We start from the raw sequence: 21,899 nt of genomic DNA on the forward strand, positions 1-21,899 counted from the left end.
GCTGGTGGCTCGGCGGTCCGGCAATTGTGCCACTGACCCACCGTATGCTGTGGGATCGACCACGATCGGCTGCCGGCGGCCGCCTACCGACCGCAGCTCACCACGGGTGGCCAGGCAGTCTCGTACATCCGGCGGCTCCCACGCGGACACCTGCTACCCATATCCTCCGACGGTCTACTCCCAACGGAGGCCAGAGTTTGATGTACAGGCACGTGACCAGACGACCGCTTGGTGCGGCGAGCGTGCTGCTCGCCACCAGCGCACTGATCCTGGCGAGCAGCACGGCCGCCCTCGCCGCCCCGACGGCCGCGGCACCGTTCGTCAGTGAGATCCACTACGACAACGCCGGCACCGACACCGGCGAGGCGATCGAGATCCAGGCGCCGGTCGGCTACGACCTGACCGGCTGGCAGATCGTCCTCTACAACGGCGCCAACAACGCGGCGTACCAGACCCGCACCCTGAGCGGTACGGTGCCGGCCGCCGGCGTGGTCGTCGCGTCGTACCCGACCGACGGGATCCAGAACGGATCGCCGGACGGCGTGGCGCTCGTCGCCCCGGACGGCACCGTTGCCGAGTTCCTCACGTACGAGGGCACCATGACGGCGGTCGGCGGCCCGGCGAACGGGCTGACCGGTGTCGACATCGGCGTCGCGGAGACCTCGAGCACCCCGGCCGGTCACTCGCTGCAGAAGATCGACGGAACGTGGCGGGACGCCGCGCCGAACAGTTTCGGCAGCCTGAACAGCGCCGGTGGTGGCGACGGCGACCCCGAGCCGCCGCTGGGGTGCACCGTCGCCGTCGACCACACCATCGCCGAGGTCCAGGGCACCGGCGGCGCCACGCCGCTGGCGGGCACCCGGGTCACCGTCGAGGGTGTGGTCACCGCCGACCACCGCACCGGCGGTTACAACGGGGTCTACGTGCAGAGCGCCGGGACCGGCGGGGACCGCCCGGTCTCGGCCGGCACCGCGTCGGACGGCGTCTTCGTCTACCTGACGACGAACACCGCCAACCACCCGTCGGTGGCGATCGGCGACCGGGTACGCGTGAGCGGCACCCCGAGCGAGTACAACGGCCTCACCCAGGTCACCATCGCCGCCAAGGCCGACGTGCAGGTGTGCGCGCACGACGCGCCGCTGCCCGCGCCGGTGCCGGTCGGCCTGCCGCTGGACGACGACGCCCGCGAGTCGGTCGAGTCGATGCTGGTGGCGCCGGTGGGCTCGTACACCGTCTCGGAGGTCTACAACACCAACCGGTACGGCGAGGTCGTGCTCGCCGCCGGTGACCGCCCGGCCGCGAACGTGACCGACGTGGCCCGCCCCGGCTCGGACGAGGCGCGCCAGGTGGCGACCGCGAACGAGCGTGGCCGGATCCTGCTCGACGACGGCCGGACCACCAACCTGTCCACCGGTGGTCTGCTGCCCCCGTACCTGTCGAAGGAGAACCCCCTGCGGGTCGGCGACTCGGTGGAGGCGTTCGGGCCCTCGGTGTTGTCGTACGGGTTCGACGAGTGGCGGTTGCAGCCGACCCTGCCGGTCGACGCGGACACCGTCGCTCCCGCCCGGACGACCTTCAAGGCCACCAACCCCCGGGCCGCGGCACCGGTGAACGTCGGCGGTGACGTCCGGGTGGCCAGCTTCAACGTGCTGAACTACTTCGTCCACTTCGGCGGCGACGCCCGGGGCGCGGCCGACGAGGCGGCGCTGGGCCGCCAGGAGGCGAAGATCGTCTCCGCGATCAGCGCCCTGGGCGCCGACGTGGTCGCTCTCGAGGAGATCGAGAACTCGGTCCGTTTCAACCCGGACGACCCGCAGCAGGCCCTGAAGCGCCTGGTCGCCGCGCTGAACGCCAAGGACGGCGCCGGCACCTGGGACTACGTCCGCAGCCCGGCCGAGCTGCCCGCACCGGCGCAGCAGGACTTCATCACCACGGCGATCATCTTCAAGCCGGCGAAGGTGCAGCCGAAGGGTCCGGCGCGCTCGGTCAACGACGAGACCGTCTGGTCGAACGCCCGGGAGCCGATCGCGCAGGCGTTCACCGCGGGCAAGGTCTCGTTCATCGTGGTCGCCAACCACCTCAAGTCCAAGAGCGGCACCGGCACCGGCGACAACGCCGACACCGGTGACGGTCAGGGGTCCTGGAACGGCGACCGGGTCCGGCAGGCGCGCGCGCTGGCCACCTTCGTCGACCAGGTGAAGGCCGACAGTGGCACCTCCGACGTCCTGCTGCTGGGCGACTTCAACGCGTACACCCAGGAGGACCCCATGCAGGTCCTCTACGACGCGCAGTACCGTGACCTGAACGACACGGGCAAGGCCACCTACGTCTTCGGCGGCGAGTCCGGTTCCCTGGACCACGCCCTCGCCTCGCCCTCCCTGGCGGCCCGGGTCACCGGGGTCGACGTGTGGCAGATCAACGCGGTCGAGTCGTTCGCGTTCCAGTACGACGGGCTGCCCGCCTTCTACGAGCCGAGCCCGTACCGGGCCAGCGACCACAACCCGCTCGTGGTGGGCATCAGCACCGGCGCGAAGCCGGTGGACCTGCAGCTGCTGACCGTCAACGACTTCCACGGCCGGCTGGAGTCCCCGGCCACCGTGGACGGCCAGCCGGTCGGCGGCGCCGCCCAGCTCGCCGGCCTGGTCGGTCAGCTGCGTGCGCAGAACCCGAACACCGCGTTCGTGTCCGCGGGCGACAACATCGGCGCCTCCACCTTCATCTCGGCGATCGACGGGGACACCCCGACGATCGACGCGCTGAACCAGATGGACCTCGCCGCGTCCGCGGTGGGTAACCACGAGTTCGACAAGGGCGTCGCCGACCTCACCGGCCGGGTGTCCGACCGCGCCGACTTCCCCTACCTGGGCGCCAACGTGTACCGCGGCGACGTCCGGGAGCTGCCGGCGTACTCCGTCAGCACGGTCGGCGGGGTCCGGGTCGGCTTCGTCGGTGTGGTGACGGAGCAGACCGCTTCGCTGGTCAGCCCGGACGGGATCGCCGGGCTCACCTTCCGCGACCCGGTCGCCGAGGCCAACCTGGTCGCCGGCCAGCTCAAGGACGGCAACCCGGACAACGGCGAAGCCGACGTGGTGGTGCTGCTCGCGCACGAGGGCGCTGCGACGGAGCACATCGACTCCGCCGAGGCGCTCGCCGCGGACCCGGTCTTCGGCCCGTTCACCCGGGTCGACGGCACCGTCGACGCGATCATCAGCGGACACACCCACCAGCCGTACGCCTTCGAGCTCCCCGTTCCCGGCACCGACCGGCTGCGCCCGGTGCTGCAGGCCGAGGACTACGGCAAGCGGCTGGGCAAGGTGACGCTGACGTACGACCCGGAGGCCGGTCGGGTCACCACCGCCGACGCGGCGCTGGTGGACGTGGTCGGCGCACCGCAGGACCCGACGGTGGCCGGCATCGTGGCGGCCGCCAAGGAGAAGGCCGCCGAGCTGGGCAAGGAGCAGTTGGGGTCGATCACCGCGGACGTCAAGCGGGCCTACACCGACGGCAACGAGGACCGGGGCAAGGAGTCGGCGCTCGGCAACTTCATCGCCGACGTCCAGGTCGCCGGCACGAAGGACGCCGGTCGGGGCGGCGCGCAGATCGCCTTCATGAACCCGGGTGGACTCCGGGCCGACCTGCTGTACGGCACCGACGGCACGGTGACGTACGCCGACGCGTTCGCCGTCCAGCCGTTCGCCAACGACGTGGTGACCAAGAGCTACACCGGTGCCCAGGTCAAGCAGGTGCTGGAGGAGCAGTGGCAGCCCGAGGGCGCTTCGCGTCCGGTGTTGTGGCTGGGCGTCTCGAAGGGGTTCAACTACACCTACAACCCCGAGGCGCCCAAGGGCTCGCGGATCACGTCGATCAAGCTGAACGGAACGGCCATCGACCCGTCGGGCACCTACCGTGTCACGGTGAACTCGTTCCTCGCCGCCGGTGGGGACAACTTCACCACCCTCGGCGCGGGCACCGACCCGGCGACCACCGGCAACAACGATCTCACCATGCTGGTGGACTACTTCGCGGCGAACTCGCCGGTCACCGCGGACACCGAGCCCCGGTCGACGATCGGTCAGGCCGGGCCGCAGTGCACCACGACGATCACCGGCCGGTACGCCAAGCCGCTGGTCGTCAGCGCCGGCCTGACCTGCCTGGAGAACGCCACCATCGCGGGGCCGGTCACGGTCCACCCGGGTGCCTCACTGATGGTCACCGGCGGCACCGTCAACGGTCCGATCGCCGCCACCCGTCCGGTGCTGTTCGAACTCTCCGGCGCGACCGTGGCCGGCCCGGTGACGGTGTCCGGCGCGACCGGCGGGCTGAAGATCGGCGACGGCAAGGTGAACGGTCCGCTCTCGCTCACCGGTAACACCGGTGGCGTACGGGTCGACTCGGTCGCGGTCGGTGGGCCGGTGACGGTGACCGGCAACACGGGCAGCGAGCCGGTGGTGGTCGCGGCGAACACCGTCGGCGGGCCGCTGAGCTGCTCCGGAAACAACCCGGTGCCGGTCAACGAGAGCCGGCCCAACACGGTGAAGGGCCCGGCGACGGGCCAGTGCGCCCGGCTCTGACCGGACGCTGATCCCCCGTCCGCGGCCTCCCGGCCGCGGACGGGGGACCCACTGTCGGAGGATGTCAGCCGAGCCGAGCCGGTGGGGGCCTGCGCGAAGCGGTCACTTCCGGCGCTTCCTCCTCGGCGGCGTCCGGCAACTCCACCGCCTCGTCCGGACCGAGGCCGGCGACGGCGCTGACGGTTGGGCCGAGGCGCTCGCACTCGCGTCGGCAGCGACCGCATTCCAGCAGGTGCGCCTCGAAGGCCACCACCGCGTCCGGGCGGAGCGCACCAAGAAGGTACGGTCCGCAGCCGTCACACGTGCAGCGGGTGCCGTCACCGTCGTCGGTCATCAGCGCGCCAGCTCTTCTCGGTGACCTGACTACCGTCTTGGCGCAGGCCAGGGCGATTCTCGAACTCGCGACCACTGTATGACGTGAGCGCCCGTCCGGGTCAGCACCCGCACATCCTCACCTCGCCACGAATCGTCAATCGCCATCGGTACGGCCGATCGCGGCCCGCAATGCCCGCAATGCGTAGTGCGCGCGCGACTTCACCGTGCCCTCCGGGATGCCGAGGCGGGCCGCCGCCTCGTCCGTCGATCGGCCGCGGTAGTAGAGCTCGATCAGCACGGCCCGGTGCGCGGGCGTCAGCTTCGGCAGCGCGCGGCGCACCGTCTGCACGACCACCACGTCCTCGGTCACGTCGCCGCTCGCGGGGAGCCGGGTGAGGTCGTTCAGACCCACCTCGGTGGGCCGGGCCTGACGCGCGCGCGCCGCGTCGATGGCGATCCGCCGCGCGACGATGAACAGCCACCGACGGACCGACTCGCTGCTGTCGGGCAGGCGGTCGAGGTGCCGCCACGCCTGCAACATCGTCTCCTGGAGCAGATCCTCCGCGAGCTGCCGCTCGCCCCAGCTCAACCGCAACAGGAAGCGGTAGAGCGGCTCGGCGTGCTCGGCGTGCACCTCGCGCATCCGGGCCTGCGCCCGTGCCTCGTCGTCCGGCCCTCCGTCACCGCCGCCGGTGCCGGAAGGGGCCGCGCCGACGAGCTTGGCCGGCACCAACAACAAACCGCCTCCCCGGTAACCGTCACGCCTCGCTCCCGCGCGGGATCCGTCGGTTACCGGCGAATCCACGCTGGAGCTTCGGTGAAGCATACGGCCAGGGCTGTGCCGTTCAAGCGAAACATTCACGAAATCATTACAAACGTCGGCAGTCATGGCACAACGCTGAAAAGCGTTCATGTTGCCGCGACGTCCTCGGCGAGGAGCATCCTCAACTGTTCCACGCTCGGGTCACGCAGCGATCGGATACGGCCGGCCTGGCGCGTGATCGCCTCGTCGAGCACCTGCCGGGCGTACCGGCCGTTGCCGAACGACCGGGTCCGCGGTACCCGCTCGAAGTGTCCGCGCAGGGCCGCCAGGGTCTCCCCCGGGCACTCGTAACCGCTCGCCGCGGCCAGGTTCTGGAAGATGGCGACCAGGTCGTTGGCGTCGTAGTTGGTGAAGTGGATCCGGCGCGAGAACCGGGACGCCAAACCCGCGTTGGCGGCGAGGAACTCCTCGATCTCCTCCTCGTACCCGGCGGCGATGACGACCACCTCGTCGCGGTGGTCCTCCATCAGCTTGACGAGCGTGTCGATGGCCTCCCGACCGAAGTCCTGGCGGGCGTCCGGCGGCGCCAGCGTGTACGCCTCGTCGATGAAGAGCACCCCGCCCCGGGCCCGGTCGAACGCCTCCCGGGTGCGCTGAGCGGTGTGCCCGATGTACTCCCCCACCAGGTCGGCCCGGGCGACCTCCACCAGCTGGCCACCGGCGAGCACGCCCAAGGCGGTCAGCAGCTCGCCGTACAGCCGGGCCACAGTGGTCTTGCCCGTTCCGGGTGGCCCGGAGAAGACCAGGTGCCGGGAGACCGACGGCGCCGGCAGCCCCGCCCTGACCCGGGTCCGGATGGTCGCGAGCAGGTCGATCATGTCGGCCACCTCACGCTTCACCCCGGCCAGCCCGATCATGGCGTTCAGCCGGCCGAGCAGCCGGTCGACCTCGTCGTCGCGAGCCACCCCGGCCTGCACCCCGGTCCCCGCTGGCGCACCCAGATCCTGTGGCAGCAGCTGCGCCAGCTCGACGCCGGACGGATCACCGGCCTGGGAGAGCCGGTACGCCTGGCGTCCGATCATCTCCTCGAACACCTTCCGGGCCACCCGGGCGTTGCCGAAGTTCGCGTCCCGGCTCATCCCGTCGAAGAGGTTGGCCAGCGCCATCCGGGTGTCGTACTCCAGGGAGTAGTGGTGCGTGCTGCAGAGCCGCTCCACGATGGTGACCAACTCCTCCGTCGAGTAGCTCTCGAATTCGACGGTCTTGGAGAACCGGGAGGCCAGGCCCGGGTTGGCGTCCAGGAACTGGCGCATCTGCGCCGAGTAGCCGGCGACGATGACCACCACCTCGTCCCGGTGGTCCTCCATCAGTTTGACCAGGGTGTCGATCGCCTCCCGGCCGAAGTCGTGACCGTTGCCGCCCTCCACCGGGGCGAGCGCGTACGCCTCGTCGACGAAGAGCACACCACCGCGCGCCTCGTTGAACTTCTCGGTGGTCTTCACCGCCGTGCCACCGATGTGCTCGGCCACCAGGTCCGCCCGGGCGACCTCGACCAGTTGACCGGACTTCAGCACGCCGAGCGCGGCGAGGATGCGCCCGTACAGCCGGGCCACAGTGGTCTTGCCGGTACCGGGAGCACCGGCGAACACCATGTGCCGGGACATCGGCGGCGCCGGCAGTCCGGCGGCAGCGCGACGCTGGCTGATCCGGTGCAGCCCGACCAGGGTCGCGACCTCGTGCTTCACCCCGGCGAGCCCGACGAGCGCGTCCAACTCCGCCAGCAGCGGCGTCGCCGGGTCGGCCGGAGCGGCCGGCTGCCCGGTCTTCGCGGCCACCGCGGGGGCGACCGGGGTCGAGTCGCGGGTGGTGACCGGTGTCGACGGCACGGGAGTGGACGGCCGGCCCGAGGTCTCCTCGGGGCGCGACGGTTCGCCGCCCGACGGCCGGGAGGCCCGCGAATCGTCCACGTCGACCGTGCCCGGCACGGTCAGCCGGATCGGCTCACCGCCGTTGCCGACGATGGTGGTGGTACGCACCCGCACCGGCTCCAGCGTCTCGACGAGCAGTCCGTCGCCGGCGTTCTCCAGCACCTCGCAGCCGTCGAGCTGGCCGGAGGAACCGGCCCCGAACTGGATTCCCGGTCCGCCGCTGCCGCGCACCCGGGTACGGGCCAACGTCAGCGTGGCCTCCTGCTGCACCAGGACGCCCGCCTGCCGGGCCCCGCCGAACTCGCAGGCGGTGGCCGTGGCGGCGCCGCCGGCGGCGAGCAACAGCGCGTTCGCGCCGGCGCTGACGGTGGTCTCCAGCATCGTGAGAGTCGCACCGCGACCGACCTGGACACCACCGCCCTGGCATCCGTCGATACGCGCTCCGCGCACGCTCGGGGCGGCGCTGTCGGCCACCCGTACGCCGTACTGGGCGCAGTCGGTGATCGTGACGTTCTCGATGGCGGGGCGTGCCCGGCCCTGCACCAGCAGACCGTCCTGTCCGCCGCGGACGGTCAGCCCGCGTACGGTGCCCGCCGACTCCGCATCGAACAGCAGCGCCACGCCACCGTCGCCGGACACCCGGCCGCCCTCGATCCGCGGCGCCGCCGCGCCGGCCACGGCCACGGCGGCGGATCCGGTGCCACTGATCTCCCCGTCGCTGAACACTCCGGTCGCGGTCTCCAACGCGTAGAGCCCGTGGCCGGCGCTGCCGCTGACCCGGCACCGGGTGAGCACCGGGTCGGCGGTGCCGGAGAGGACCACCCCGTGGCCGCCGACGGCGCGGAACTCGCACTCCTCGAACGTGGGGATGCCACCGGCGACGAAGACGCCCGCGCCGGAGGTGTCGTGCACGGTGGTACGCACCACCCGGACGGCACCGTTCTCCTCGACGGCCACGGCCGGCCCCTCGACGGCGCTGATGTCACACGCCTCGACACTGCCCCGACCGCCCTTGGTGACGAGCACGCCCGCGCCACGAACGTCGGCCACTGTGCAGTCGCGGAACACAGGGTCGGCTCCGCCCGTGACCACGATCGCCGCGCTGGCCACGTCCCGCACGGTGGTCCGTACGACCTCGCCGACGGCGTTCCCCTCGATCAGGAAACCCGCGCCGGCCGGGTTGCTGACCCGGCAGTCAGATAACTCGAACTGGCCGCCCGGAACGTGCACCGCCACGATGCCCTGCCCGACGACGTCGCAGTCGCTCAGGTGCAGGCGACCCTGCCCCACCTGGACCGCGGGCAGGTCGGTGCCACCGCCGCGCACGGTCAACCCGCGCAGCGTCGCCGTACCCCGGGCGGCGAAGACCGCGACGCCGTCACCGCCGTCGATGGTGACCGTGCCCGGCCCGTCCTCCGCGGTCACCACCACGTCCCGCGTCAGCCGCAACTGCTCGCGGTACGTGCCCGGCTGGACGACGACTGTCGCCCCCGGCGCGGCCGCCCGGACGGCCTCCTCGATGGTCGACAGGTATCCCGGATCCGTCTGGGACACCAGCAGCATGCCGTTGCTCACGCGCTCCCACCCTTGTTCACCGCGGCAGCGCCGGCGAGTTCCGCCGGCCGCTGGAAGGGGCGGCCCTCGTCGTCCAGCCCCGGGGCGAAGCCCGTCGTCCGGCTCGCACCGGTACGTGGCGCCGCCCGCAGCTGGGCCAGGATCCGCTCCGAGTCGTTGCGCCCCCCGCGGCGCGGCTCGACGCCGTACGCGGCGCCGAGATCCTGCAGCATCACCCGCATCGGTGCGCCCTCGCCGGGCTGCTCGTCGACCGCGAGCACCAGGAACCGGCTGCCCGGCTGGAAGACGGCGCCGCCCGGGCCGGGGTCGGCGGCCAGCCCGCCGAGCCGATGGGCGCTGACCGACCAGATGGCGAACTCCACCCCCGACGGCGGGACCGGTCCGGCAGCCAGGTCGACGTCGACGAAAGCCGGCTCGGCGAGCACGTCACCGGGGCGGTACGCGCGCACGTGCGCGAAGCCGGCGGGACCGGGCCGGAAGACCGGGCCGAACACCGACGGAAGCCGACGCAGCCCGTACGTGGCCCAGCGGGCCAGCAGTTCGACCCGCTCGGCCTCCTCATCGTCGCCGCCACCGCGCAGCACCTCGTTGACGTACTCACGTCCGCCGTCGCAGTACGCCCGCACGGCGACGAGCCCGGCCGCGAGGTCGGCGACCACACCCGCCGCGGCCCGCAGCCCCGGCGACTCGGCCAGGGTCCGGGTGACCACCCGGGCGTGGGCGTCGTAGCGGCCGCCGACCGCCTGGCGCAGCGCCGCACGGTTCGCGACCGTCAGCTCCGGATCGGCGCTCGGAAGCCAGCGCGCTCTCGGCACGTCGGCAGCGGGACCGCCGAGCCCGTCGGCCGGACCGTCCGCCCCGCCGTCGGCCGCGTCGCTGCCATCAGAGGGCGCCGCGGCGGTGGAGCCCCCGGAAACCCCGACGGGGGTCGCGTCCGCCCTCGACCCGACCACACCCTCGGGCAGACCGGGCACCGTCGTAGGTATGCCGGGAAGGCTGATCCGCACCGGTGCTACCGGCTCGGGCCGGTCCACGGCGACGGCCGCCGGGGCGCCGGGGACCGGCTCGGCCGTGACACCCGAAGGCGCGAGCGTGACCGGCCCGGCCCCGTCGCCGGGTGCCGGCGTCGTCGGTGACGCCGGCCGTTCGGCGGTAACCGCCTGCGCAGCGCCGGGCGAGGTCGCGGGCGGCGCGGCGGACGACGCTGCGGCCGGATCGGCGGGGACCGGTGCAGGCTCCACCGGTTCCGGCGGCACGGGAACCACCGTGATCGGGGCAACCGCCGACCGGGTAGACCAGCGCTCCGGATCGAGCAGCACTGCGAACGAGGCGTCCACCGGCTCCGGCTCGGGATCGGGTCCGATGCTCGGGTCGCCGGCGGGGTCGACACCGGCCGGGACGTCCGGCTGTCGTCCCGGCTCCCCGGCCGCCGGGACCGGCTCGACCGTCGGGCTCGGATCAGTGAGCGACGCGCCGGCCCCCGGGACCCGCTCGACCGTCGGGCTCGAGTCGGTGAGCGACGCGCCGGCCCCCGGGACCCGCTCGACCGTCGGGCTCGGATCAGTGAGTGTCGTGCCGGTCGCCGGGCTTACGGCGGCGGGCGGAAGGGTCCGCGTCGTCTCGGCGCCCGGCGAGCGGCCGGCGGGCACGACGCGACGGCCGGCCGTGCCCGGCAGCGGCGGCAGCACCTGGCCGACCACCTTGATCTGACGCGCCGGTCGCCCCTCGCCCGGTCGGGCGCGCCGGGGACTCCAGCGGCGGAAGACGCCGGTGGTCCGCAGCAGTCCGCTGCTGGTGTGCTGCACCTCCCCGTCCGCGGCGTAGACATGGACGGCCAGCGCGTCGGCCAGGCCGCCGTAGAGCAGGTCGGCGGCCGACCCGGAGACGGCCGCGCCCCGGGTCACGAGCACGACAGGTTCGCGTGCGTCCGGGCGGCACGCCGCGACCAGCTTCGCGAACGCTCGCGGTGGGGTCGGACGGCCGCCGACCCGGAAACCGGTCGCACCGACGGTGACCTCGACGACGAAGCCGGCGAGCGCCGGAGCCGGCCGGTCGTCGGTCGGTTCGTCCACGAAGGACCAGCCCGCGCGGGTACGGACGCCGGGCAGATCGGGCGGCGGGGTGGCGGCCTTGCTCGGCACGGCCACGGTGGGCGCGGGGCGGGGCGGCAGCCAGATGAGGGGTGGACGCTCGCGCGGCAGCGCGACCACCCCGTCACCCCGGGACACCAGCCACCAGGGCCCTCCGTCGGGCCATACGCGGCGTACCGGTCGGGGTGACGCCCCGGGCGACGCGGCTGCGGGCGGCGACTCCGCCCCCTCTGGCGGCGCGGACGCGGAAGGCACGGACGGCACGGGCACGGACGGCACGGGCACGGACGGCACGGGCACGGACGGCACGGGCACGGACGGCACGGGCACGGACGGCACGGGCACGGACGGCACAGGCGCGGGCGCGGGCGGCACAGGCGCGGATGGCGCCGGAGGCGGTACCGGCTCAGCATCCGCCGGGGCCGGCGGCGGCCAGGCGGCCGCCGGGCGGGGTGGCCCGTCGGGCGAACACGTCACCCAGATCGAGCCGAGCGCGTCGGCCGGCAGGAGATGTCCTCCATCGGGTGCCACCACCAGCCCGACGACCGGCACGAGCACGTCCTGACCTACCCACTCGGCCAGCTTCCGCGCCGCCGGGACCGCCTGGACGGAGGAGGCGTACGCGCCCGTCGCGACGACCCGGACCGCCCCGGCGCTGCCGCCGAGGTGCTCGATCAGCAGGTCCGGGAGGAGCTCGAAGAAGTCGGTACGGCCCGTCACCGTCGGCGTGCTCACCACCGCGGTCTGCCCGACCTCGACGGGCAGCGCCACAGCCAGCGCGACGAACGGTTCCCGGGCGTCCGCCTCGGTACGCAGCACCAGCGCGTCACCGGCGGTCTCCACGATGACGTCGGTCGTCGACGGCGGATCGGTCCGGCCCGGGGACATGGGGCGGGTCACCTCGCTTTCGACGGACGGATTGACGGAGTGGGCGGATCTCGAGGGTCAGCCCGCCTTCGCCGTTCCCGTCTGCCAGAGCGTCCGGCCGTTCTGCGAGATCGTGACGTTGCCGTCGTTCTGCAGCACGAGGATCGCGCCGTCGTGGCCGTCGGTACGCGTGCTCCAGATCGTCGCCATGCCGCGCGTGTAGAGCACCAGGTTCCCGTCGGCCTGGAAGACCAACTGGTCCGCACCCTTGCCGGAGGTCTGCGCGCTCCACACCCGGCGACCCTGGTCGTAGAGGACGACGTTGCCGTCGGAGGTCAGGGTGAGGGTGAGCCGGTTGGTGCGCCACGAGCCGCCGGGGCGTAGCACCGAGGTGGCGTTGACCACTCGGGTCTGCCAGTCCGGCTTCTTGGGCGGCTTGCTGGTGGTCGCCGACCGGGTGGGCGACGGTCGGGTGGTCGATGGCCGGGTGGGCGAACCGCTGCCCGGCCTGGTGGCGTCCGGCCGGGGACTCTGCGGTGTCCGGGTGACAGTCGGCGTGCGGGGCGTCCGCGCCGACGATTTGCCGGCGAGTGGCGCGTCGGCCCCGTAGTAGCCGACGTACGTCGAGACCAGGTTCAGGTAGTCGCGTACGGCCGGGTTGTCCGGCACTCCGCCGGCTTGGCGTACCGCCTCGGGACCGGCCCGGAACGCGGCCAGCGCCGTGAGGTATGGGTCCTTGCCCACCCCGGCCAACTCCCTGACGAGGGAGCACATGGTGTGGGCGAGCGCCGGGACGGCCGCGCCCGGGTCCCAGGGCGAGGCAGTTGCGGCGAAGGGCGCGTACCGGGCCCAGTGTTCCGGCGTGAACTGGGCGATGCCCTGTCCACCGTCGACGCCGAGCAGGTTCGGGTTGAATCCGGAGGAGGCCATCAACTGGGCGGCCACCCGGGCGGGCGAGAGCGCGGGGCAGTGCCCGCCGGCCTCACTTACGGCTGCCAGGTAGTCCGAGGGCACCGGCCGCGCGGGCGTGTCCCGGTTGGGCGCCACCCCGGCCGGTCCGTTCGCCGTGGACAAGGTTTCGCTGCCGGACAGCGGCTGGCGGGCGTACCAGGCGGCGTATCCGGCGACCGTGTCGACGTACTGGCGGGCCGGGGCGGGGACGCCTCCGGCCTCGCGTACGGCCGCGATCCCCGAGTGGTACGCACCCAGCGCGAGCAGCCACGCGTCGCCCTCGATGCCGGCCTGCCGGACCTGCCCGACGAGGTCGCAGGTGAGGTGGGCGAGGGCGGTGATGTTGGCGGCATGGTCGGCCCGGTGTGCGACGACTGTGGGCTTCCACCGCTCCCAGGACGCATCCGACAGTCCGGCCAGGCCAGTGCCGACGGAAGTCCGCGCGTCGGCGTCGAACCCGGAGGCGGCCATCAGCTGCCCGGCGAGCCGGGCCGGAGTGAGCGCCGGGCAGGAGAGTGCCGCCGCGGCGACCATCCGCGCCTCGCCGGCCGGCACCGGCCGACCGACGAGCTGCGGGGCCTGCCCCGCCGTGGCGCGGCCGAAGCCGGAACTGGCCACGACGCCGGCCGCCCCGGCCAGCACTAGCAGGAGAAGTGCGGCCGTCCAGCGCCGGGCGGGGCTGTCGAACGGGCGACGGCGTACGTTGAGCCCGCGCAGCGCGTGCCGCAGCCGGGACCGGCCACCGCCACCGGAAGGCATGGACACGGTTCGATCCCCCTCAGCAAGGTGCTCGGATGTACGACGGAGATCATCCCTGGTCGGTTCAAACCGACTTCGCCGTGGCCGCCCCACCCGTGTCGGCGCCGCCGACGGGCTCGTCGACGGCGCCGGCCACATCGGACTCCTCGACGGCGCCGACGCCGCCCGCAGCCGAGGCGTAGAGCACCGACAGCGCCCGGTGCAACGCCACCGCGTCGACCTCCGGTGACCGGTACGCGTTCCTCCGGATCTCAGCGAGGAGTTCGGGATCGGGCGCCAGGCCGTAGCCGCGCAGGTAGTAGCTGACCGCGTCGCTCCAGATCCATCGCCCGTCGGTGCGGAACGCGGTCGGCACCGCCGGCTCGCGGGTCGGGTCGGCCACGTCCGGGGCGAGGTCCGGGGTGATCAGCAGCGGCACCCCCTCATCGAGGTAGCGCGCCACCTGCTCGGCCTCGGTCTCGTCGAGCTCGGGATGGTCCGGTTCGAAGCCCGGGCCGACGCCGGGCTCGAAGGTGTCGAAGACCCGCGCCACGGCCGGCGTCTCCGCCGGCTTCGCGGTCCACAGCAGCGCGGAGAAGCCGAGCGCGGTCCGCTGGTAGGCAGGAAGTCGATCGGCGTCGACGAACGCCTCCACCTGCGGGTTGTCCTCGCCCGCCACGGTCAGCGCGTCCTGCAGCCCGGCGGCCAGTGCGGGCAGGACCGTCTCGTGGTCGGCCTGCAGCAGGTAGACCCGCCGTGGTGGCGGCCACTGGGTGCCCATCGCCGGGAACCGCCAGGTACGCCAGAGCGCCCCGGCCGGCGCGTCCTCGGCGAGCGACGGCATCGCCGCCACGGCGGCGGCGTCGACCTCGTCCAGCCCGCCCGGCCCCTCGTACGGCTGGGTCAGGTCGACGGCGTACGGCACCGCGTCGCCGTGTTCGGCGAGCACCTCCGGGCTGACCGGGGCGACGCCGTACAGCGGCTGCGGGTCGGCCTCGGAGCGTTCCAGGTCGGCCAGCGCCTCGACGTCCTCGCCGGCGGCGGTGAGGGTGTCGGCCAGCAGAGCCGCCTCCGCCTCGGTCACCGCGACCCGGGCGGCGAGCGCGGCGAAGACCACCGCCTGGGCGATCTCCACGAGCTCGTCCGCGACCAGCCAGCGCCGGGCCTCGGCGATCAGCTCGTCCGGCAGCCGACCGGCCATCCGCAGCAGCAGCTGGTGGAAGGCGGCCTGTTCCTGCCGCACCTCGCCGATCTGCGTCATCAACCCTGCTCCCTCCGCGCCGTTCCGGTCGGCCCGAGCGGAGCACCCGGCCCGGCCACCCACGACGGTCGACGGTCGACGGGGCGCTTCGGTTCAATCCGGCCAGCCGGGCACGGCTCACGCGGAGCCTCCGCCACACCTGACCGGGCCGGCCGATGCCGGCGCACCGCCGAACGAGGGAACCCGCGACCGGGTGCACCCCGGTCGCGGGCCGTGGCGGGCGGCCGGTGCGGCCCGTGCGGGGTCTTGCGGTGCCGGTGCCCGCTTCTTTCTGGCGGACGGCACCAACTGATCAGGTCGTGAGCAGCACGCCGGCATATGACACGCCGGCGACGACCGCCCAAGCGCTCACCCCGAGCGCCGCGGCGCGCCCCCCGGTCCGGGCCAGCGTGGGCAGGTGCACCGCGCTGCCGAGGCCGAACAGGGCCGCGGTGAGCAGGATCTCCTGCGCCAGGGACGCGCCGTCGAGCACGCCCGCGGGCAGCCAGCCGGTGCTGCGTACCGCGATCATGACCAGGAATCCGACGACGAACAGGGGCACCAGGGACGGCTTCGCCGTGCGCTCGCCGCCGGCCCGCTCCGCGCGCTGGGCGCGCGCCCGCCGGCGCAGCCCGATCGCCACCACGGCGACCAGCGGGGCGAGCAGAGCCACCCGCATGAGCTTCACCAGGACGGCGTCACCGAGAGCCGCCGGGCCCGCGGTCTGCGCGGTGGCGACGACCTGTCCCACGTCGTGCACACTCGCGCCGACCCAACGCCCGAACTCGGGGTCGGAGAGCCCCAGCGGATGCTGCATCAGCGGAAGCACGGCGATGGCGAGCGTGCCGCAGAGCGTCACGAGGGCGACCGAGGCGGCCGCGTCCTCCTCGTCGCTGCGGGTCGCCGCGCTGACCGCCCCGATCGCCGAGGCCCCACAGATCGCGTAGCCGGCGGCGATCAGCAGTGGCTGGTCACCGGGCAGCCCGATCCGCCGGCCCAGCCACCACGTGCCGGCGAACGTCGCGGCCACCACGGCGATCACCATCACCAGGCTCGGCCACCCGAGTTCGCGTACGTCCTGCACGCTCAGCTTCAACCCGAGCAGCACGATGCCCAGCCGCATCAGCCGCTTACCCGCCACGCTGAGGCCGGGGCGGGCCGCGCCGCGTACCCGGTCGCGGACGACGGGCAGGTGGGCGGCGGCGATGCCCAGCACCACGGCGGCGGTCAGCGCCGGCACGGCGGGCACCAGCCAGTGCACCGCCCAGGCGGCGGCGGCACCGAGAGCCGCGGCGATCAGCCCGGGAAGGACCTTCCGGCCGCCCGCGCGCTTCGCGGCGCCGGTACGGCCCGCGCCGCCGTGCCCCGTTCGCGCCGGTCCGGCCGGGTCGGTTTCGTGTTCGGTCGTGCCGGTCAGCGCCATGCCGGCACCCATGTCCCGTTCACTGCTCGTCGGTCGGATTCTGGTAAACGCGACGGACACTCGACCCGAGGCGAGAGATGTCGGCGCCGTAGATGTGCAGGGAGATCGCCTTGCCGTCGCCGCCGTTCCAGACCCGGTGGATGTCCCCGGGTGGCGCGAAGCCGCACACCTCGCCCTGCCGGTTCACGACGTCCTGGGTGGCGACGAGCCGGGCGGCGAGCCCGTCGGAGACGAGGCGGTACCGCCGCTCGTGCTCCTCGCCCTGGTGCACCCCGGTGACGCACCAGGCGACGTGATCGTGGATCGAGGTCCGCTGGCCGGGCAGCCAGACGAGGGCGACGATCGAGAATCCGCCGTCACGCTCCGCATGCAGGATGTGCTGGCGGTAACGCTCCGGATCACCCTCGCACTGAGCCGGGGTGAGCAGGTCGGAGGCGCCAAGGTGCGGGGCGAGCCGCTCCCCCACCAGGTACGCGGTCAGGTCCGGCGGCAGGCCCCGGTCGACCACGGCCCGAACCTCCTCGACCAGCCGGGCGAGGCGGGCGGTGGTGGCAACAGTGGCGGTCGGCGTGGTCATGACAACCAGCGTGACTGAGAGTGACCCATCACGTCCAACTACAGTTCCTTAGCCGATCCCAAGAATCTCTTATGACTCGACTCACGCTCGGGTCAGATCGGCGCGCCGTCCCGACACCGTCGCGAGCGCTTCGAGCAGCCGGGCCGTCGCGGGGATGCGCAGGTGCTCGCGCAGGACGTACGCCGACACCTGCCGGCGCGAGGCGGGCGCCAGCGGTCGCCCCCGGACCTTGTCCCGGCGTAGGAAGGGAAGGGTGAGGCCGGGCATCATCGCGACGCCGAGCCCCTGCGCGACGAGCGCCTGGACGGCGAGGTTGTCGTCCGTGGTGAAGACGATGTCGGGCGTGAACCCGAGCTGGGCGCACTCGTGCACGAAATTGGTGCGGCAGCGCAGGCAGCCGGCGATCCAGCGCTCCTGCGCGAGGTCGCCGAGCTGGACCGCGCGACGCCGGGCCATCGGATGCCCGACCGGCAGCAGGACGGTGAGCTGGTCCTCCAGCAGCGGGATCTCCACCAGCTCCCCGGGCACCTCCTCGCGGAGGCCCGGGTACGTGAACGCGAGCGTCACGTCGCTCTCGCCCTGCACCACCCGGCGCAGCGAATCAGGTGGCTCGTCCTCGAGCAGCTCCACCCGGATGCCGGGGTGTTCGACGGCGAGCAGGGCCATGGCCTCGGGCACCAGGGTCGCGTTGGCGCTGGGGAACGCGCAGACCCGTACCAGGCCGGTGCGCAACCGTGCGATCGCGGCCATCTGCTCCCGGGCGACCGACATGCTGCCGAGGATGTTCTGGGTGTGGCGAGCCAGCGTCTCCCCCGCCTCGGTGAGCCGCAACCGCCGCCCCACCCGGGTGAAGAGCGGGGTGCCGACCTCGCGTTCCAGGGCCTTCATCTGCTGGCTGATCGCCGGCTGCGTGTAGCCGAGGGCCTGCGCCGCGGCCGAGTACGACCGCGTCCGGACCACCTCGTGGAACGTCCGGATGTGGCGCGAGTCGAACACCGTCGAATCATAGGTCGCTCGGCCGTCACCCGCCCACGCTCGGTGAGCGGCACCACCGGACCGGCCCGGGACGTCGCCGCCCCGCGCCGGTCCGGGTCACCGCGCCTACCGCAGCCCGAAGGCCCGTACGACGGTCTGGGTGACGGTGTTGCCCACCGCGTCCCGGGCGGTCACGCGGAGTGAGGCGAACCGCGCCGACTTCGGGGCGGACAGCTCCAGCCGCCAGGCGCCGGGCTCGACCCGCGGCTTCGTCGCCCGCTGCCAGGTCCGGCCGTCGTCGTACGACAACTCGACCCCGACCGCCTGGATCGCGCCGGCGTGCCAGGCTCCGTCGAGGTGGCCGGCCGAGACGGTCAGCCGGGCGTTGCGCCGGGCGTGCCCGGCCTGGTCGGTCTCCACGCCGTAGTCGAGCTGGATCAGCGGAAGCTGCCGCACCGACTCCGGGTCCGCGTCGGGGAACTCGACGCCCCACTCGGTCACGGTCCTGGTCGAGTACGGCGAGACGACGTCCTGGGTCGCCTCGGTGACCAGCCGCACCGGCCGGCCCGGCTCGACGGAGGCGCCGATCCCGCCACCCGGGGTCGAGGCGATCAGGTCGTCACCCTGGTAGATGCTGGTCGTCTGGGCGACCTCGGCCCCCCAGGTCATCCCGTGGTGGTGTGGCTCCGCGTCACCCCAGCTCGGCAGTCCGTACGTGGACAGCTCGCTGCCGACCAGCACCGGCGCGCCGGACAGCAGCGAGCGCTGCGGCACCCGGGGCCGCGCCACCGGCGCGAACCAACTCTGCTCCGTACGACGTCCGGCCGGGTAGGAGACCGGTTCGGAGGTCAGCACGAGCGGCGTGAGGTTGGCCATCTCGAGCCACTCGTTCCCCTCGTCGGCGGAGAGCCAGTCGGTGCGCTCGCCCTGCGCCGGGAAGGGCACCGGCAGAGCGCTCAGCGCGGTCGAGGGCTCGTCCGGCGAGACGTTGGACCGCGTCCAGGTGCCCGCACCCGGGTTCGGGTTGCGGAACGACACCTCGACCCGGGCCAGGTCGCGGCCGCGAGGGCGATAGGTCAGGTTCTCCGGCACCGCGCCGGGGTGCCGGTCGACCAGGTCGTAGAGGTAGTCCGGGGTCGCGTGCCCCTCGACGGTCAGGCGTACGTCGCCCCGCCGGATCCGCTTGATCAGGTCCTCACCCTGGTCGCGGCCGAGCGAGGCGACCGGCAACGGGGTCTCCGGGTCCGGCACGTCAGCCCAGGCGTCGAGGCGCCCATAGCCGTCGTTGACCACGATCATCAACGCTGCCCCGGCCGCAGCCGCCGCGTCGGCCTGCGCCAGAGCCGTGGCCGGGTCGGCGTGCCGGACCACCACGACCTTCCCGCCCACCCGGGCCCTGGCGACGTCGGCCGGCGTGGTGCCGGCGACGAAGACGGCGTCGAGGTCGTGACGCCCCTCGGGACCGATCGCGGAGCCGCTCTGCAACCGCAGGTCGTCGTACTCCTCGGCCTTGCCGCGCACGGTGAGCGGCGGCTGGATCAGGGACCACCGGAAGCCGAGCGTGAAGGATCCCTGCTCGACCCTCCGGCCCGTCGGCGTGGCCCAGAGGCTGTCGTAGCGGGGGTCGAGGAGGTAGTTGTCGGAGAGCCGGTACCGGTCGGGATACGAACGGAAATAGTACACGCCGAGACCGGCGAGGCTGGTCCGCTGCGGGGTGACGGCGGTGACCTGCCGCAGGATACGGGCGTCCAACGTGACGCTGCGGGCGTCGTCGCCGACGACGATCTCGGGGGCGACGAGCACCGCCCGGCCGACAGAGTGTGCGCCGTGCACACCGGGCACGTCGGCGTGCATGAGGATGCTGTACGTGCCCGGTCGTACCTGCAGGTCGAGTCGGCCGGTCTCGTCGACCTCGTAGAGCTTCGGCACCACGTCCCGGGTGATGTCCTTGAGCAGGACCTGTCCGGGCAGCCCGGCGCCGTCCCGGTCCTTCGTGGTGACGCTCAGCCCGACGCGCTGGCCCTTCTTGTCGAGCCCGACCAGGGTGTGCAGGCGGGGGGTGCCGGCGGGGCCGGCGCCGACCACCGTGGCGTACGCGTAGCTGTCCTCGTCGGCCATCCGGTCCAGGTCGCCGTGCACGGTGACGGTGCTCGTGCCGTGAGCAGGCACGGTCACCTGGTCGGCGGCGAGGGTGAAGAGCCCGGCCGGGGCGGTGGGCGCCTCGACGCTCAGGTCGAGGGTGACCGGCGCGTCACCCGTGTTGGTGTAGGTGACCTGGTGCTCGGTGCGCTGCCCGGGCTCGTACGGCCACCGCAGCGCGGTGAAGTCGACGCCGGTGGCGAAGACGGTCGCCGAGACGGCGGCGGCGACGTCGACCCGGCCCGCACCGGCCCGGTAGGCGTCGTACTGGCGGGTCACCTTGCTGGTGCTCATCAAGGCGTCCTTGAGCTGCCGCCCGGTCCACTGCGGATGGGTCGCGGCGAGCAGTGCGGCGGCCCCGGCCACGTGCGGAGTCGCCATCGAGGTGCCGCTCATGGTCAGGTACTGCCCTTCGCCCTCCGGCGAGTACTGCGAGCGGGCCGCGAGCACGTCGACCCCGGGCGCGGTGATGTCGGGCTTCAGTGCGTTGTCGCCGGTACGCGGCCCACGACTGGAGAAGACCGCGAGGCGGTCGAGGTTGTCCACGGCGCCCACGGTGAGGGCCGCGTCCGCGCTGCCCGGCGCGCCCACGGTCTGCATGTCCGGGCCGGAGTTGCCGGCGGCGATGGTGAACAGGGCACCCGTCTCGGCGCTGAGCTGGTTGACCGACCGGCTCAGCAGGTCGGTGCCGTCGCTGGGCGCACCGCCGAGGCTCATGCTGATGACCCTGGCCTTCGCGTCCCGGGCGGCCCACTCCATACCGCTGACGATCCAGGAGTCCTGTCCCTCACCGGCGTCGCTGAGGACCTTGCCGACGTGCAGCTCGACACCGGGAGCAACCCCACGCTCCCGGCCGTCCGAGGCGGCGCCGGTGCCGGCGATCGTCGAGGCGACATGTGTTCCGTGGCCGTTGCGGTCGGTCACCTCCTCTCCTGGTACGAAGCTGCGGGCCTCGGCGACCTGCCCGGTGAGGTCCGGGTGCTCGGCGTCGACGCCGGTGTCGAGGACGGCGACCGGTACGCCCGCACCGGTGTTGCCACCGGACCACACCTGCGGAGCGCCGATCTGCGCCGTGGTGTCGGCCAGGGTGGCGCGCACCTTGCCGTCCAGCCACACCTTCGTCACGCCGCCGGTGAACCGCACCGGTTCGACGTCGGACCGCTTGGCGGTCGCGGCCCCGGCCGCCGCACCGGTGAGTGCGCTCCAGAAGCGATCGGCCTGGCGGCGGTCGGCTTCGACCGCCGCGCCCTGCACGCTGGGCAGGTCGCGGACGCGGGTCGCGCCGGTCGGCGCGCTCTTGGCCCGCGCGGCCGCGTCCGTGTAGCTGAGGATGAGCGGCAGCCGGTCGCGGTGCGCGTCGTCGTAGCCGTCCTCGATCAGCTGGGTGACGTTGAAGAGCCGCTGGTCCAGCAGCCCCGATGCGACGTACCGGGAGACCGAGTCGGGGTAGACGTAGGTGTCGTCGCCGTAGGTGACGACCTGGGCGCCGACCGGTTGGCCGGCCGGCCCGCGCACCTCGGTGACGACGCCGCCGGAGGTGGGGGTGACCGTTACCCGGTCGCCATTGACCAGCGTGATCCGGTGCGGCACACCGGCGGGGGCCCGGCCAGGGGAATCGGCGGGCGGCGTGGCGACGCCACTGCTCGCCGGCGCGGCGGTCGCCGGTGTGGCGGCGCCGAGCGCGAGAGCCAGGACGGCGGCGAGCGCCGCGCGTCGGCGGATGGGTGGGACGTTCAAGGATGCAGCT

At 73.4% G+C, this 21,899-nt stretch carries 11 protein-coding genes; 1 reads left to right on the plus strand and 10 read right to left on the minus strand.

Annotated features, from left to right (window positions below):
- Window positions 1–212 precede the first annotated feature (212 nt).
- A complete protein-coding gene (locus AB0F98_RS12070) occupies window positions 213–4,571 on the plus strand; it encodes an ExeM/NucH family extracellular endonuclease (protein WP_357732871.1) in 4,359 nt (1,452 codons plus the stop codon).
- A 64-nt stretch (window positions 4,572–4,635) separates the two neighbouring features.
- On the opposite strand, the gene AB0F98_RS12075 is transcribed toward AB0F98_RS12070, so the two are convergent.
- From AB0F98_RS12075 to AB0F98_RS12120, 10 genes are all read right to left on the minus strand, one after another.
- Entirely contained in the window at window positions 4,636–4,905 is a 270-nt protein-coding gene (locus tag AB0F98_RS12075) for a zf-HC2 domain-containing protein (RefSeq protein WP_357732874.1), read from the minus strand.
- 135 nt (window positions 4,906–5,040) lie between these two features.
- Window positions 5,041–5,529, minus strand: coding sequence for a sigma-70 family RNA polymerase sigma factor (locus AB0F98_RS12080; protein ID WP_076469953.1), 489 nt, complete (start codon window positions 5,527–5,529; stop codon window positions 5,041–5,043).
- Window positions 5,530–5,795: 266 nt separating this feature from the next.
- Window positions 5,796–9,152: a right-handed parallel beta-helix repeat-containing protein gene (locus tag AB0F98_RS12085; RefSeq protein WP_357732877.1), complete on the minus strand. Its 3,357-nt coding sequence runs from the start codon at window positions 9,150–9,152 to the stop codon at window positions 5,796–5,798.
- Window positions 9,149–12,130, minus strand: a complete 2,982-nt coding sequence (locus AB0F98_RS12090) for a hypothetical protein (protein WP_357732880.1) — start codon at window positions 12,128–12,130, stop codon at window positions 9,149–9,151. Before AB0F98_RS12090 ends, AB0F98_RS12085 begins: the two co-directional genes overlap by 4 nt.
- A 57-nt stretch (window positions 12,131–12,187) precedes the next feature.
- Entirely contained in the window at window positions 12,188–13,825 is a 1,638-nt protein-coding gene (locus AB0F98_RS12095; RefSeq protein WP_357732883.1) for a hypothetical protein, read from the minus strand.
- Window positions 13,826–13,883: 58 nt separating this feature from the next.
- The gene (locus AB0F98_RS12100) at window positions 13,884–15,059 is read right to left on the minus strand and encodes a hypothetical protein (RefSeq protein WP_357732886.1); all 1,176 of its coding nucleotides are present in this window, start codon (window positions 15,057–15,059) and stop codon (window positions 13,884–13,886) included.
- Window positions 15,060–15,351: 292 nt separating this feature from the next.
- Window positions 15,352–16,473, minus strand: coding sequence for a putative sulfate exporter family transporter (locus tag AB0F98_RS12105; protein WP_357732889.1), 1,122 nt, complete (start codon window positions 16,471–16,473; stop codon window positions 15,352–15,354).
- A gap of 7 nt (window positions 16,474–16,480) precedes the next feature.
- A complete protein-coding gene (locus tag AB0F98_RS12110; protein WP_357732892.1) occupies window positions 16,481–17,038 on the minus strand; it encodes a cysteine dioxygenase family protein in 558 nt (185 codons plus the stop codon).
- Window positions 17,039–17,119: 81 nt separating this feature from the next.
- Entirely contained in the window at window positions 17,120–18,034 is a 915-nt protein-coding gene (locus tag AB0F98_RS12115) for a LysR family transcriptional regulator (protein ID WP_357732895.1), read from the minus strand.
- Between the two features lie 105 nt (window positions 18,035–18,139).
- Complete coding sequence (locus AB0F98_RS12120) at window positions 18,140–21,889, minus strand: S8 family serine peptidase (RefSeq protein ID WP_357732898.1); 3,750 nt, start codon at window positions 21,887–21,889, stop codon at window positions 18,140–18,142.
- Window positions 21,890–21,899 lie beyond the last annotated feature (10 nt).

The organism is Micromonospora sp. NPDC023737, assembly GCF_040639715.1.
Lineage (GTDB): Bacteria > Actinomycetota > Actinomycetes > Mycobacteriales > Micromonosporaceae > Micromonospora.

Excerpts from the sequence above, each read along its gene's own strand:
- AB0F98_RS12075 (WP_357732874.1), bottom strand. The coding sequence starts at position 4,905 with ATGACCGACGACGGTGACGGCACCCGCTGCACGTGTGACGGCTGCGGA.
- AB0F98_RS12080 (WP_076469953.1), bottom strand. The coding sequence starts at position 5,529 with ATGCGCGAGGTGCACGCCGAGCACGCCGAGCCGCTCTACCGCTTCCTG.
- AB0F98_RS12090 (WP_357732880.1), bottom strand. The coding sequence starts at position 12,130 with ATGTCCCCGGGCCGGACCGATCCGCCGTCGACGACCGACGTCATCGTG.
- AB0F98_RS12100 (WP_357732886.1), bottom strand. The coding sequence starts at position 15,059 with ATGACGCAGATCGGCGAGGTGCGGCAGGAACAGGCCGCCTTCCACCAG.
- AB0F98_RS12105 (WP_357732889.1), bottom strand. The coding sequence starts at position 16,473 with ATGGGTGCCGGCATGGCGCTGACCGGCACGACCGAACACGAAACCGAC.
- AB0F98_RS12110 (WP_357732892.1), bottom strand. The coding sequence starts at position 17,038 with ATGACCACGCCGACCGCCACTGTTGCCACCACCGCCCGCCTCGCCCGG.